This window comes from Saccharibacillus sacchari DSM 19268 (assembly GCF_000585395.1).
In the GTDB taxonomy this organism is placed as follows: Bacteria; Bacillota; Bacilli; order Paenibacillales; family Paenibacillaceae; genus Saccharibacillus; species Saccharibacillus sacchari.
Window position 1 is genome coordinate 3,512,080 of sequence record NZ_KK073875.1, and the last position, 13,368, is coordinate 3,525,447.

Below are 13,368 nucleotides of genomic sequence, written 5' to 3' on the forward strand. Positions count from 1 at the left end.
GGACCTCAAATGAGTTATCAAAATTGGGCGGGCAACTTTACTTACGGCGCAACCGAAATGATCTGTCCCGAAAGCGTGGAGCATTTGCGGCAGTTGGTCAAAGAGCATCGGAAAGTCAAGGTTTCGGGCAGCGGCCATACGTTCAATGCGATCACGGATACGAACGGGATCTTCGTTTCGCTGCGGCATTGGAACCGCATGTTGGCCTTAAACGAAGAAAGCGGCACGGTAACGGTCGAAGGAGGGATCACGTACGGGGAACTATGCGCGGAGCTCGCTCTGACCGATTACGCGCTTCATAATCTGGCATCGCTTCCTCATATCACGGTTGCTGGCGCTGTTTCTACGGCCACCCATGGTTCAGGCAGCCGTAACGGAAGCTTGGCAGCAGCCGTGGAAGGAATTGAACTGGTCGACGCGAACGGAGAGCTGCATACGTTCAGCCGCGGCGATGAGGAATTCGCTGGCGTCGTCGTAAACCTCGGCGCGCTTGGCATCGTGACGAAGCTGACGCTGAACGTCGTGCCGACTTATTCCGTCAGACAGTTCGTTTATGAGAATCTGCCGCTTTCGCAGCTTGAAGAAAACGCGGAAGGTATCTTTACGGGCGCTTACAGCGTAAGTTTGTTCACGGATTGGCAGCAGCCGAGATTTCATCAGGTATGGACAAAATGCAGGGAAGAAGATGGCGCAAGCCATGCCGGGCATTCGGACTATTATGGAGCGCTCCCTGCGAAGGCTCCTCTGCATCCGCTGCCGGACATGCATGCGGAAAACTGCACGGAGCAGCTCGGTAAGCCGGGGATGTGGCATGAGCGACTCGCGCATTTCCGCATGGAATTTACGCCAAGTGCCGGCAAAGAGCTTCAGAGCGAATACTTGATGCCGCGGGAGCATGTATATGAAGCGGCACTTGCCGTTCACCGGTTGCGGGAGCATCTTGCGCCGATTTTGTTCGTTAGCGAATTGCGCACGATCGCTGCGGACGATTTATGGCTGAGCCCTTTTTGCGATCGACCTTCGGTAGCGTTTCACTTCACGTGGCGGGACGACTGGCAAGCGGTCGAGCGCGTGCTTCCGCTGCTGGAAGCAGCGTTGGCGCCGTTTCACGCACGTCCGCATTGGGGCAAGCTGTTTACGGTATCGGCCGATGTCCTGCAAGGACAATTCGACAAGCTGCCGCAGTTTCGGGAGTTGATCGACAAGTATGACCCTAACCGAAAATTCAGCAATGCGTTTCTGGATACTTATGTTCGTCCAGCCCGGCCGTCACGTTGAGGCTGAACGAGGCTTTTGGGAGATGAATAGGCTGCCTCGTCCCGCGTGAGACGAGGCAGCAGCCTTTTTTCGTCATATTGCAGGATGGATTCCGGCAGTCCGAAATGCGTCGGATCGTGAATAGAGGGACGTTATCTAAAAGATATGTAGAGCTAGGGCGTGTACGCAAACTCCGACGGAAGCGGATTTTGTTGATTTTTCGTTCTCAGCAAGGAAGTTTTCCGAAGGCGTGCTGGGGCACGTCGAGGGGAACTGACGCGGCCTTTGGTGGATGACGACACGTTTCAAGTCGACATCCACGGAGGGCGAAAAGGCAGCAAAAGATGCACGTCGCCCGAGTTTGCGTACACGCCCTAGGAAATAATGAGAACATGAATGTTGAGGGGGGTCTATGGAAAAGTGGGAAAAGCTTATAGAAATATTATTAGATGAGAAGGCTTCAGATGCTGAGCGAGATGATGCGGCTATGGATCTAAGTAAATACAATGATAAAACGGTAATAAAGACTTTAGTGATCGCTGCTAATGATGATTTAACGGATGAAATGATTAAAGCGAGTTGCGGAGAATCGTTAGCCATGATTTTCGTACAGAGTGATCAATTTGAGAAAGAGATTTACAAACAATTAAAAGGTATAGCGAAAATGGAATTTGAAAGATATATCCATTTAAAAAGAGATGATTGGAAGACTAATCTACATATACAAAACAGGAACATTATCCAAAAGAACCGGAGTCTCCATTAAAACATAATAAGAATAAATAAAGTAGGTGAGTAACGTGAAAGAATTTAACCTACAGCAAACTAATAATTTAATGATCGGTAATGCGCTGGCAGCAGAGCTTAAACCAAGTGGCGAAACTTTGCGCTGTTTTATTGTTGTAGGAGAATTCAAAAAGAAAGAAAAAACTTATTTGAATAAGCTTACTCCAGAGGAAAGTATTTTTTATTTAATGAAGTATGAAGTAGACAAAACGTATATTGATAATGACTGGGATGTAACAAGTGATGAAATAGTAAATTCAATATATATAACTGGAATAAAGGGATTAAAAGCACTTGAGAAGGAACTTCTTAAACATATCGAAAGCTTAATAGTTCTAGTTCCTGAATGGAAAACTGAAAGTCCGTTATAAGCGGTGAAGGTTGCTTCAAGAATTCAGGTTTTTTCGGATAACAATATATTCATGCTACAGCCATTCTTCCTTGACCCGGTATGCGTCGAGGTGTGAATACAGGAACATTATGCGCAATTACCCCAAATTCAAAAAAATAAAGGATGTCAAATATGAATAATTTTAGATTAGCAAAACCTCAATTAGAACTAAAAAATGAGTATTTATCTTTTTATCAAGAATGGAAAGAATCGGGTGAGGACATGGTTCCTTGGGTCATTAGTCAAGATCCAAGCGATTTCCAAGGAATGTTGAAATCGCTATCGGATAGTGAAAAGGGGATCGGACTGCCAGACGGTTGGGTTTCGGATTCAACATTTTGGTTGGTGAATAATTACAATAGAGTATTGGGTGCAGTTAATATTAGACATCGACTTACCGAAAATTTGTTTAATGCGGGTGGTCATATTGGTTACGGAATCCGTCCATCTGAACGTCGAAAAGGTCTCGCTACAATGTTATTAGAACTTTCTCTTATCGAGGCTAAAAGACTAGGTGTAAAAGATATTTTAGTGGTCTGTGATGCGGGCAACATAGGATCTGAAAAAACAATTATTAAAAATGGTGGGAACGCTGATTCTGATTTCATTGAAGAGGATGGCAGCGTAATTAAAAGATATTGGATAAAGAATATGTGAGAATAGCTCGATGAAGTGGATTCTATAGAAGAAGATATTTCTACATGGTTGGCGGTAGACTTGCCTTCAAAGTGAATATTAGAAGGAGAAGGACTTTTGTGAGTGCTCTCGAATAAACTTAGTTATCTGAAATTAGGACAAATATGTAATATCACAATCGAAGAGCGTGTTTTGACTTGGAGAACTCAATTTTAAAAGATCTTATTGAAAAATACCTGAGCGCATATAACACGTTTAACCTTGATGGAATGATAGGAGTTTTGAATGAGGATATTCATTTTCAAAATATTTCCAATGGTGAAGTGACTTCGGAAACAAAGGGGCTTCAAGAATTTGCGCATTAGCAGAGCAATCCATTCAGGTATTTTCTCAAAGACGTCAAGTAATAAAGATGATGACTTTCACAGGAGATCAAGCAGAGGTTGATATTGATCGAAGATTATAGTTGAAACATTGGGTATACGCCAAGCTTCCTGAACACAGGAACGTCATACGAAAGGGCCGAAGCAAGTGATATTTAATAAACCGCTTGATCCATATGATTTCTTTCTTCAATCTGAAGATAAGAAGTCGCATATTCTTTTTTCATTTAAAGACGTTGAATTGGAACGATATAAATCCATTAACTACTTGGTACATATTAAGGACGATCAGTTTGCCGGACAAGTCGAAATCTGGATTGAGCATGAAGAACTTTATGACTTTCTAAGAAGGCTTTTGCAAGCTGAACATAGCGAAGTTAAAACGATCCATTTAAAGGCAATAAGTAGTGAGGAATTTGAAATGACGCTCATCGATCAAAAAATGGGCCATTATGAAATTGCCTATTCCGTTACAAAGATAAGATATTCAAGGCGCGGACTAATAGAAACGACATTGAAAGGCTCTTTCGGCTACGATAGTGAATTTTTAAACCTACTGAAAGAGAGTTTGAAGAGAATTAATAGACTGTTGTCTTAAACTTTGATGAACAAGTTAAAGAGATTAATAAGCTATTGAAATACAAGTTCAAGTAAAGCATGTTAGATAAAATACATTCATGAACGGAGGGGCATCAATGAAAAGCCGTGTACGATCCGTTGCATCATTGATGGTTATTCTTTTATCTGGATGCAGTACGTCAAAGCCTTATAATTTTGAAGCAGCTGCTGAGCGTGGTGACATTGTAGATGTGCATGGACAAGTATCGAATGCTCAAAGGCTGGAAGAATTCAATCAGAACTTTTTACAGAACGTTAAAGATAAAATTAGAATTACTCGATCCACCATTGAAGGCGATCCGACATTCTATGATATTCAATTCAATGGTAAAGAAATTAAGCTCAAATACGATAACTCGAAAGATAAACACGGAAGAAGTATAAGGCAATCTACAGTATGTGAATCGTTGATAGCCAGAGAGACCCAGCGCGGTATTGAATATAGTTTTGATGAATGCTCTGGAAAAAATAAAGATCTAGGGAATACGTTTAAGCTCGAAGTGAGTAATGGACTGGAGGTGAAAAAATGAGTTTCGATCTAGCGGTGCGGTATCCATCAGCGAATTTAACGAATGAACAAGCGGGCAACCTATATCTACAATTATGTGAGGGACACCTTGAAGATGTACGCCCGCATGAAGCAATCAATCGATTTTATTTAGCAATTACTGCGTTACACCCTGAAATTGACCATGTTTCTGAAGACGACATCGATAATCTGGATTTATGTCCGTGGAGTATCGCTTTTGATCGGTCGCCGGGGCATTTAATTATGAGCTGCGTATGGTCTAAGGCGGAATACGTGGAGAATCTCATTATCAAAACGGCATCCAAGCATTCACTTGCTGTTTATAACCCTCAAACCAGTCGATATATAAGGCCAAGCGCTAAAACAGGAGAAATTAAAGTGAGTGAATAAGAAGCTATTAGAGAAGTTTGAACATTCCAAAGTCTCAACCCCTCATAGAGTGCACCCTAAGTGAGCATTAGCACCACACGTGGTTCTAACGTTCATTCTCAGGGGGCACTCTCATCATTTATTCTAATTTAGACGGAGGCATGTTTATGCGGACATTTTTTGAATATAACTGGATCGTGAGAGAGCAGTGGTACGAATGGTGCGCAGAAGTACCGTATGACGAGCTGATTCGCCCGCGAACAGGAGGGGTTGGAAGCATATTGCAGACTCTTTTTCATATTGTAGATGTGGAGTGGAGTTGGATTCGTTCTTTGCAAGGAAAATCAGACTTCCAAGAAAGCTTTGAGAACTATAAGACGTTAGAGAAGGTGATGCAATTAGATCGTACGTTTCGACCGGAAGTAGAGGGATTTGTGGACTCATGGGATGAAAGTATGGAAACCCGTTCTTTTTTCGACACTCAACCCAATGGGAAAGTAGATGTAGATGCGTGGGGTGAAGTGATGCGCCATGTTATTGCTCATGAAATTCATCATATCGGCCAATTATCAATCTGGGCAAGAGAACTTGGAAAGAAACCGGTATCCGCTAATCTCATTGGTAAAAGGCTGATCAAACCCAGAGAGTAGCATGCAGATACAAAAAGGCTGAAAGCAGCTTTTATCTAGGAGGAGTCTATATGATATTGGAAAAAGTGATACCTAAAATCGAAATCCAAAGCGAATATCAAAATTTTGTGGATACTTATATCGATGAAATCCGCGCCGAATTCAATGAAAACATCCATAGCCTTTATATGTGCGGCTCCATTCCGAAAGGAACGGCTACGCCTTTTAAATCCGACGCGGACTTTACGATCCTATGCGAAAATCCAGAAGATATCGATTACGCAAAAGTATCCGCAATCAAAGATCGAATGTTAAAGGAATATCCATTTTTAACGAAGATTGATACGATCATTTGCTCGATTGACGATGTAACCAGCAGGCCGCACGAGTGGGGTTTTTGGATTAAGGTCATTTGTATTTGCGTATACGGTAAGGATATCGGTGAAAAAGTACCTCCAATCGTGATTTCTCCGGCGTTCATTTTAGATTTGAATATAGAGACCCGGGAGGAAGTAGAGCGTATACGTCATTCGCTTTCCAATGCCGGTGATCGCTCTATGGAAATCAGATATACCAAAGGTTACTCCAAGAGATTGCTGCGTGCGCTATATTCCTTGATTTTGGAAGATACAGGCGTGTGGCAAGATGATATGGGGCAGATGAAAAATGACCTTTTGAACTATTGCGAGATCGACTCGGCCATCGTTGAGTATCTGTATGCTTGTTACTTGAACAGTGATGTGTCTGCGGAAGAGTTTCTGAAAATCGCAGATGAAGCGTATCGCTATGTTGAGAAGGCGTTGCATGCAATGGCGGTTTCTAGAGATTCCTTGCGCAATGAAGCGAACGAAAGAAAACTACTGGCATGCATATCAGGCATGGCAGGGCGAGAATAAAGACGATTATCATCGAACGTTTAGCGGGAAGTTGTACGATGAATTCATAAGTTTGGAAGAGCGCACCATCTATTTGAAATATAGTTTTAACGCAGCAGAAGCTTCGATATTTTGCTCAATAAATATCTTTTACATCGAAGCGCTCATCGGAACTTATGATATGGAATTCTTTTTGAATGGTGAGATTGCTGATGATTATTTGGATTTTGAGAGTGTAGTCGTTAAAAATCAAATCATCCAAGTGAAACGTAGCTTAAGAATCGCCAGAAATGCGCTGAAATTAGGGATAGAAGCAGCCGAAGTTGCAAAAATCACAGAAATTCCACTCCGATACGTCGAACGATTAAAAGAAAAATAAGATTGACGTAAAACGAACTCAACGACTCGAGCATTCCAAGCGTTGATTATGAAAAGGAGGAATCGTCTAATGCATAGATCCATTGGGATTCTTGCCGCATGTCTCTTATCGATTGCTTTGGCCGGGTGTACGTCTGATCCGGTGCGCGCTCCGAACTACGAAGGAGAATCGGTTACGATCGGGATCATCGGAACGCCGCCAACTATGCGAGAGCGGAACGTGAATTTCGAGCAAATAGACTTCGACCAGCTGGAGAAGGTGGATTCTTCATCCGGGTACGATGCTGTTTTTATCACCGAAGAGCATTTATCCGAAGCCGCCGACTCGAAGTATGCCCTTACGTACAAGACGGCGGGCGTCCCGTTTTTCTTCATCGAGTCCAAGAAGTCCCATTTGCCTTTTATCAGCGAGCAGCGGACGTATGAAGAGTTTCCGGATCTAAACACGGATTCTTATGTGAGCGGCTACTTTGGCGATCGTCGCAACTCTAAATACTGGTCATACGGATTGCAAAATGACGAGCCGAATCGATCCGACATCGAAGACGTATACAGCCGAGTCATCGAAACGATCACCCATATCGAATCAGAGGTCAGATCATGAATAGAGGCAGCCTTGTTGTTTTTTTACTGTTGATTCTTCTTGTCGGCTGCGGCGGGGCGAATGAAGATTCCGATGCAGCGGAGCAATTTATCACAGAGAAGGGCTATACGATTGTCAAAAAAGAAAAAGAGGCCTACGAATATACGCTGACAAAAAGTCAGCTCACGGAAATGCCGTATATCCAATATTGGAGCGTGCAGAGCGAAGCGCCGGATGCTTACATAGGCAAACAGATCCGTACAAGCAAATTCATTGTGAATCATCATCCGTTGGACGAACTTAGCGATCAGGATAAAAAACAAACGGTCATCTATGTGATGGAATCGGGCGATGACGTTATCGGAGGCTACAGTATTCCGGATTATCAAGAGCTGCATATGGGCTGGGTGTACAGCATTGACGGCGAGACGTTGGAGGAAATGACCGGGATGTCTTATCCAGGCTGGCTGGAAGAGTGGAACAAAGCGTATAAGTAGCCCTATTCGCAATTTCTAAGTTGAGGTGATGTATACGGAAGAGGCCCGTGCAATCAGGAACAGCATTGAAGAACTCCCTGAAATGCTGAGGATAATCATGTGGATCATTGATTTCGACGCGGAATTAACGATGAACGGAATTTTAGGTTTTTTGGAGAACTCTTCCGGCAGATACTTGAGCGAGACGGTGGCAGCCTTGCAATTGATCGGAGCTGCAAAAGATGCAGCCCTATTAAAGGAGATAGAAAAGCAAGTTGAAAAAATTAACGTTGAGACTAAAATCGAATTAAACCCTTACCAAGTTACCTCGTTTGAAGACCGGCACTCTATCAATGAAGAAGCATTGAAAAAGATAGAGGAGCTGGCTGACCGATTATATCTAAATTCATATGATCGAAAAGCAGCAAATCTTCCCCATCTTACTCCAAGCCTGCCCGTCCTATATCAATAGATATGAAACATACATCGAACAGAATTATGAAAACGAAGAAGAAAGATTGCTGTACGTGGATATAGGCGACTTTACTGCGTATATGATCGAATGTTACGCGAAGCAAAAGACGGATAAATTCGACGAAGCGTTTGACGCGATCGAGCAGATGCTTGTGCATGGAGATTCGTACGTCCAAGATTTTGCCGTAGTCGGTGTTTTAGAAACGCTGCAAAATCAATTGCTGGACAAAGGAATTGAACTCCGTGCATTCGAAGTATGGTTACAACCGGAATCGAAGCGGGCGTGGAATCAGTTGATCGATTTTTGGAATGGCAAGATTCAATAAATGATAAAGGAGGACAGCGACATGACAACTATAGCACTGATCAGACACGGCAGCACCCATTGGAACAAGGAAGGGCGAGCACAGGGGAGCGCTGATATTTCCTTGGATCAGGACGGGATTCGGCAGGCAGAACTTTTGGCGGCGAGACTAAGCATGGAGGATTGGGCTTACATCTATTCCAGTCCGTTAGCAAGAGCGAAGGAAACGGCTTTAATCATAGGAGAAGCGATTGGAGTCGATGTCCATTTGGATGATCGTCTTCGGGAAAGATTTGGCGGATTGATCGAAGGCACGACTGAAGCGGAACGGGTCGCGAAGTGGGGAGCTGCTTGGATCGAATCAGATCTGGGACTTGAGCCTATAGAGCAAGTTCAACAAAGGGGCAAAGCGTTTTTAGAGGAAATTATGTTGAAGCATCCCGATGAAAAAGTGTTGGTCGTGGCTCATGGTGCCTTCATCCAATTCAATATGGTTCATCTACTTGCTGATTTTCCAATCATGAATTTCGGCAATACGTCCATGACCCTGTTAACCAAGTTGGATCATCAATGGACTTGCGAACTGCATAACTGCACCCAACATCTCGGAGAGCAACAAGCGAGCAAAATCAATATTGACCTGAGTGGTCAGAAGGGCAATGGGATATTGAAGACATGATATTAATCGATATAGGAAGCAAAAAAAGGATTCGCGAAGTGATCGATTATTTGCTTGGAAACGACGAGTTTGAACAGGCATTTTCGAGGTGTTCGGATGAGTAAAAAAGGTGTAACGTACCGCTTAGTGATTCTAATCTTGCTGATCGTTGCTGTCTGCTTTTGTATCGTCATGGCTATGAAGTTAAAAAGCAGCCAGGAGAAGATGAATCTGCTGGAAACTCGAATAGAGGGATACCGGAATGCAGAGAAAGAGCCGGAAAATTTAAAGGTGCAGATCGAGGAAGGTCAGCACTACGGGGATTACCAAGGCAATGACGACTTTTCGAATATCATTCATGCTAACCCAATTGATCAAGACTACCAGCAGGAACTTAAGCAACTTCAAGAAAAGCACGTTACGACAACGCTGGAATGGGGAGCATTTGAGGGCAGATATCTAGCCGTATGGGAAAAGGAAATGAACGCGACGCTGGAGCATCTGTATCCTTTATTAGACGAAGAAGATCGAGTTAATCTGGAGCAATCGCAAAAAAGCTGGCAAACTTACATGGATGCGGATTATGCTTTTGTCCTCGACAAGTTTATTCTCACCCGAGATTTCGGTACTCAGGGATCTGTGAATTTGTTAGCAGCTCAATCCCGGCAAACAAAAGAAAGAACGATCAAACTGATGGAATATCTGTTCAGCATCGACCGAGAGGCCGTGGATTTTGCATATGATCATGAAGAACGCGACGATCAAAGTGATTTATAGCACGGAAGGTATGGATAGGAGAGCCGAAATATGAAAATGAACTCGCATCAACCTGAAGGGTATGAATGTCCGTTTTGCCAGGCCAATATGGGAGCCAAACAAAGGGATATCATTTATCAAAATGAATATGTAACCGCACTCGTCGCGAAAAAATGGTGGCCGAATAATAAAGGACATGTTCTCGTTGTGCCGAATGAGCATGTTGAGAACATTTTTGAACTCCCGGTGGATTTGGCTGCCGAGATTCATCGTGCCGCTCAGCTTACTGCGTTTGCTATGAAAAATGTATACGCGTGCGAGGGGATCTCCACGCGACAACATAACGAGCCTGCCGGCAATCAGGACGTGTGGCATTATCATCTGCATGTGTATCCCAGGTATGTGAATGATGAACTATACCTAACTAACGGATCTGAATCCGACCCGAACGAACGTGCTTTTAAAGCTGAGAAATTGCGTTCATGGATTAATAATTATAGTTGAGTGACCTTTTACAAAGAAACAATCGAAGAGATTAATCTCAACGGATAGGTAAGGTGATGCGATTGCAAGAAAAGATGAGAGAACTTATTGAGCGTTACTACCAAGATTGTACCAAACAGGATTCGATGTTATCCCGTGATCTGCAAAACTTACAGCATGATTTTGCCGAAGAGTTCAAAAGATACGCGCCTGATGAAATTATAAACGCAGACTTCAGCACCTATACGGCCTACACCCACGGACTAGCTTCAGGAGGTATCCGCCTGAAACTTGAAGACCCTTTGGAGCGTTACAAGACAAGAGAATGGTTAAGTAAGTCCTTCTTTGAATGGTTCCCCAAATACAGGTTTCTGGAAAGCTACCGCTTGGATGAATATCAGAGCTTGGACCAAGAGTTGAGCCTAATCAATGACTGGAGAGCGCGGCTGATTGAGTTGATTGATTTGAAAGATAAGCAGGAGAAAAGAAGGTGAAACCATTGGAACTTATGCAACTTAAGATTCCTGCGGGTTACGCTATCACGTATAACAAATTCCATGATGTCGATCCTGTTCTTAGCGCAGACAGTGACGACTTCATCGAAAATTGGTTTTTTTTTACTCAGGACTTAATGCAAATCGAGAAACTAAAAGTCAAAAAAGGCCGGCCTTATATTTCGGATCGAGACAATACTTTACTGTTTGATTTGGGTTGGTATCCGGATTCTGATATTAACGGGGAGTACTTTTTGCAACTTGTAGACGGATATTGGAATGAAGTTAAAAGCTTTTCCTCCAAAGATCGCTTCCTAATCAAAAAGAAGCTCGAGGAATGGTTGGAGGAGTACCAGGCCGCAAATTAAACATTCAGGAGATGGCATATGTTTGCTTTACAAGTTACAGCAGTATTTAACATAACAGACAGGGGCTATGTGTTAGCAGGAACGCTTCAAGACTCGACGGCTTCTATTGGAATCGGAAATTACGTTAAGAATGAAACCGAAGAAATACGAGTTCAGGTTAAAGGTATCGAGCATTTAAATTATGGAAGCGAATATCGAGAACATACGTCCGAATTTGGGATACTGGTCAATATAACAAAACAAGAAGCCGAAAATCTGATCGGAAAAATTTTATTTGAAGAATAGGTTGAAACTTCTAAAAGATATAACGCTGCATATGAGTAACACCATGCAAGCCCTATCAATCTATTCGCCAATATGCAATGATCGGAGCTGCCAATGAAAAAGTTGACGATCGTCTTGTTGAGTCTTGTTCTGCTTCTGGCAGGTTGCAGTACCACGCATCGTGTGCATACCGATTCGACCAAAGAGTTAATTCAAGATTTAAAAGAACTTTCCCCGTTGATCGAAAAAGTTCGGATCACATTCACTCGTCCCAATCTTTATTACGCAATCGAGATGAACCAGGAACCGAGTCAGGAAGAGCTGGAATCGATCCTCGCCGAAATCGAAAAGTTTTCGACGGTGGAGCGGATCAACGAGATTGCTCGCAGCGTCAACTGGAATTTGGAAATATCGACCGTGCATCTTCGGATCAGTACGGATGAAAATAAAGAAACGAATGGACATTCTTATTATGCCCGATATTTCAAAACATCGAACGCAAGCGATTATTCCGAACAAAACATTGAGGCGTATCGCATTTGGCATGAGAACGATCCCAATCCGTAGCAGAATTTGGCTTCCGTTCGATTCATTTGTTATTCCTCCAGTACCACTTTAAAACTTGAGGACTCGATCGGAGTGAGAACATTCCCGTCCTGCGAAATCCAAGCAACATTGATTTCTATAGAGTCCCGACCGTCCAAATCGACATTGATCGATCTTCGCTGAAACTCGTCGAATAAACCCGTAGTTTTGATCACCGTATCTTTATCGAATATCTGACCGTCTGCATCCCGAACCGTAACGTGAAAAATCCGATCGGGAATATTCATGGACGGGTCGGCCTGATATTTGTGCTTGCTGTAGCCTAATCCGAACTGAAGCTTTTTCGATTCCGGCAGATAGTAGAGCGGAGTCAGAGAAACACGGGGTTCGGATAACTGACTTGGACGAGTCGTAAGCATAATCGGCTCCTCCTGTTTTCCGTACGGATCTTCCCACTGCAGCGGTAAGGTCAGGCCTATTTGAAGCGCGAGCAACGATCGATCCGCATATACATAAACTCCGGTCAGCGTAAGGATTGCGGTCAGAATCAAAACCATAACCTTGTTTCGCATGGAATCCTCCTCGTCATGACGTGATCAGCCAACTATAAGCATACCTTACCCGTTTATGTTGAAAAGGGGGATTAAAATGAAAAAGAAAAGCATTTTGCTGCTCGGCTTGTTGATGCTTCTGCTCGCGGCGGCATGCAGCCAACCCAAGCCTTTTCCGGAAACGCCGGAGGGCCGTCGTGCCATCGATGACGTGATCGCTGAACTTCCCGACCGTTATCCCGGGTTTATCGTGTTTACGGCGAATGTGTATAACTCTTCGGATCGGCAGCTGCGTATCGCGATCCGTTTCGAAGGGGAAAAGACGCCGCCTCCGGCAGAACGGCAAAAGCTGATCGATGACTTGTTAACGGATATCGCTTCGAAAGCGCAAAAGCCGGATTGGAAACCTTTGTTTACAAATGTAGAGATCCAAGTCGTGGCTTTATCCAGGGATGAGAACAATACGGATACAGAAATACGGTTAGCTACAAAAGAGAAAAACTCGGATCAATTGGACTTTTAACTTAACAGACATTAACCGGAAGGAAAAATAACCATAA

At 43.4% G+C, this 13,368-nt stretch carries 23 protein-coding genes; 22 read left to right on the top strand and 1 reads right to left on the bottom strand.

Going from position 1 to position 13,368, the window contains the following annotated elements; genetic code table 11:
- Nucleotides 1-9 precede the first annotated feature (9 nt).
- The 21 genes from SACSAC_RS14930 to SACSAC_RS15035 all read left to right on the top strand — a co-directional run bounded on the left by SACSAC_RS14930 (nucleotide 10) and on the right by SACSAC_RS15035 (nucleotide 12,278).
- Entirely contained in the window at nucleotides 10-1,278 is a 1,269-nt protein-coding gene (locus SACSAC_RS14930) for an FAD-binding protein (protein WP_037287773.1), read from the top strand.
- A 391-nt stretch (nucleotides 1,279-1,669) separates the two neighbouring features.
- On the top strand, nucleotides 1,670-2,023 hold the full coding sequence (locus SACSAC_RS14935) for a hypothetical protein (RefSeq protein WP_051507141.1): 354 nt from the start codon (nucleotides 1,670-1,672) through the stop codon (nucleotides 2,021-2,023).
- A 34-nt stretch (nucleotides 2,024-2,057) separates the two neighbouring features.
- Nucleotides 2,058-2,414, top strand: coding sequence for a hypothetical protein (locus tag SACSAC_RS14940; protein WP_037287775.1), 357 nt, complete (start codon nucleotides 2,058-2,060; stop codon nucleotides 2,412-2,414).
- A gap of 152 nt (nucleotides 2,415-2,566) precedes the next feature.
- Nucleotides 2,567-3,091, top strand: coding sequence for a GNAT family N-acetyltransferase (locus SACSAC_RS14945; protein WP_037287777.1), 525 nt, complete (start codon nucleotides 2,567-2,569; stop codon nucleotides 3,089-3,091).
- Between the two features lie 510 nt (nucleotides 3,092-3,601).
- The gene (locus SACSAC_RS14955) at nucleotides 3,602-4,051 is read left to right on the top strand and encodes a hypothetical protein (RefSeq protein WP_037287779.1); all 450 of its coding nucleotides are present in this window, start codon (nucleotides 3,602-3,604) and stop codon (nucleotides 4,049-4,051) included.
- A 97-nt stretch (nucleotides 4,052-4,148) separates the two neighbouring features.
- Complete coding sequence (locus SACSAC_RS14960) at nucleotides 4,149-4,601, top strand: DUF4362 domain-containing protein (protein ID WP_037287782.1); 453 nt, start codon at nucleotides 4,149-4,151, stop codon at nucleotides 4,599-4,601.
- Entirely contained in the window at nucleotides 4,598-4,990 is a 393-nt protein-coding gene (locus tag SACSAC_RS14965) for a hypothetical protein (protein ID WP_051507142.1), read from the top strand. The genes SACSAC_RS14960 and SACSAC_RS14965 overlap by 4 nt, the downstream gene beginning before the upstream one ends.
- A 146-nt stretch (nucleotides 4,991-5,136) precedes the next feature.
- Nucleotides 5,137-5,619 (top strand): DinB family protein, encoded by a 483-nt coding sequence (locus SACSAC_RS14970; RefSeq protein ID WP_037287784.1) that lies wholly within the window; start codon nucleotides 5,137-5,139, stop codon nucleotides 5,617-5,619.
- A gap of 50 nt (nucleotides 5,620-5,669) precedes the next feature.
- Nucleotides 5,670-6,494 (top strand): nucleotidyltransferase domain-containing protein, encoded by an 825-nt coding sequence (locus tag SACSAC_RS14975; protein WP_156951015.1) that lies wholly within the window; start codon nucleotides 5,670-5,672, stop codon nucleotides 6,492-6,494.
- Entirely contained in the window at nucleotides 6,436-6,852 is a 417-nt protein-coding gene (locus SACSAC_RS14980) for a hypothetical protein (RefSeq protein ID WP_156951016.1), read from the top strand. Before SACSAC_RS14975 ends, SACSAC_RS14980 begins: the two co-directional genes overlap by 59 nt.
- Before the next feature lie 69 nt (nucleotides 6,853-6,921).
- Nucleotides 6,922-7,455 (top strand): hypothetical protein, encoded by a 534-nt coding sequence (locus SACSAC_RS14985; RefSeq protein ID WP_037287788.1) that lies wholly within the window; start codon nucleotides 6,922-6,924, stop codon nucleotides 7,453-7,455.
- Nucleotides 7,452-7,931, top strand: coding sequence for a hypothetical protein (locus SACSAC_RS14990; RefSeq protein ID WP_037287790.1), 480 nt, complete (start codon nucleotides 7,452-7,454; stop codon nucleotides 7,929-7,931). Before SACSAC_RS14985 ends, SACSAC_RS14990 begins: the two co-directional genes overlap by 4 nt.
- A gap of 28 nt (nucleotides 7,932-7,959) precedes the next feature.
- Nucleotides 7,960-8,382 carry a DMP19 family protein gene (locus SACSAC_RS14995; protein ID WP_037287792.1) on the top strand — a complete coding sequence of 141 codons (423 nt, stop codon included), beginning with the start codon at nucleotides 7,960-7,962 and terminating at the stop codon, nucleotides 8,380-8,382.
- Complete coding sequence (locus SACSAC_RS15000) at nucleotides 8,321-8,710, top strand: DUF7674 family protein (RefSeq protein WP_037287793.1); 390 nt, start codon at nucleotides 8,321-8,323, stop codon at nucleotides 8,708-8,710. The genes SACSAC_RS14995 and SACSAC_RS15000 overlap by 62 nt, the downstream gene beginning before the upstream one ends.
- A gap of 21 nt (nucleotides 8,711-8,731) precedes the next feature.
- Entirely contained in the window at nucleotides 8,732-9,367 is a 636-nt protein-coding gene (locus SACSAC_RS15005) for a histidine phosphatase family protein (RefSeq protein ID WP_051507143.1), read from the top strand.
- Between the two features lie 96 nt (nucleotides 9,368-9,463).
- The gene (locus tag SACSAC_RS15010) at nucleotides 9,464-10,123 is read left to right on the top strand and encodes a lysozyme inhibitor LprI family protein (RefSeq protein ID WP_037287795.1); all 660 of its coding nucleotides are present in this window, start codon (nucleotides 9,464-9,466) and stop codon (nucleotides 10,121-10,123) included.
- A 30-nt stretch (nucleotides 10,124-10,153) separates the two neighbouring features.
- A complete protein-coding gene (locus SACSAC_RS15015) occupies nucleotides 10,154-10,606 on the top strand; it encodes an HIT family protein (protein WP_037287797.1) in 453 nt (150 codons plus the stop codon).
- A gap of 62 nt (nucleotides 10,607-10,668) precedes the next feature.
- The gene (locus SACSAC_RS15020) at nucleotides 10,669-11,079 is read left to right on the top strand and encodes a YxiJ family protein (RefSeq protein ID WP_169833781.1); all 411 of its coding nucleotides are present in this window, start codon (nucleotides 10,669-10,671) and stop codon (nucleotides 11,077-11,079) included.
- Complete coding sequence (locus SACSAC_RS15025) at nucleotides 11,076-11,447, top strand: hypothetical protein (protein ID WP_245608645.1); 372 nt, start codon at nucleotides 11,076-11,078, stop codon at nucleotides 11,445-11,447. The genes SACSAC_RS15020 and SACSAC_RS15025 overlap by 4 nt, the downstream gene beginning before the upstream one ends.
- A gap of 18 nt (nucleotides 11,448-11,465) precedes the next feature.
- Nucleotides 11,466-11,732 carry a hypothetical protein gene (locus SACSAC_RS15030; protein WP_037287802.1) on the top strand — a complete coding sequence of 89 codons (267 nt, stop codon included), beginning with the start codon at nucleotides 11,466-11,468 and terminating at the stop codon, nucleotides 11,730-11,732.
- Between the two features lie 93 nt (nucleotides 11,733-11,825).
- Entirely contained in the window at nucleotides 11,826-12,278 is a 453-nt protein-coding gene (locus tag SACSAC_RS15035; RefSeq protein WP_051507144.1) for a hypothetical protein, read from the top strand.
- A gap of 29 nt (nucleotides 12,279-12,307) precedes the next feature.
- Here the strand turns inward: SACSAC_RS15035 and SACSAC_RS15040 are convergent, their stop codons facing one another.
- Nucleotides 12,308-12,829: a hypothetical protein gene (locus SACSAC_RS15040; RefSeq protein WP_037287804.1), complete on the bottom strand. Its 522-nt coding sequence runs from the start codon at nucleotides 12,827-12,829 to the stop codon at nucleotides 12,308-12,310.
- 76 nt (nucleotides 12,830-12,905) lie between these two features.
- On the opposite strand from SACSAC_RS15040, the gene SACSAC_RS15045 reads away from it, so the two are divergent.
- Nucleotides 12,906-13,331, top strand: a complete 426-nt coding sequence (locus tag SACSAC_RS15045) for a hypothetical protein (RefSeq protein WP_037287806.1) — start codon at nucleotides 12,906-12,908, stop codon at nucleotides 13,329-13,331.
- The last annotated feature ends 37 nt before the right edge of the window (nucleotides 13,332-13,368 follow it).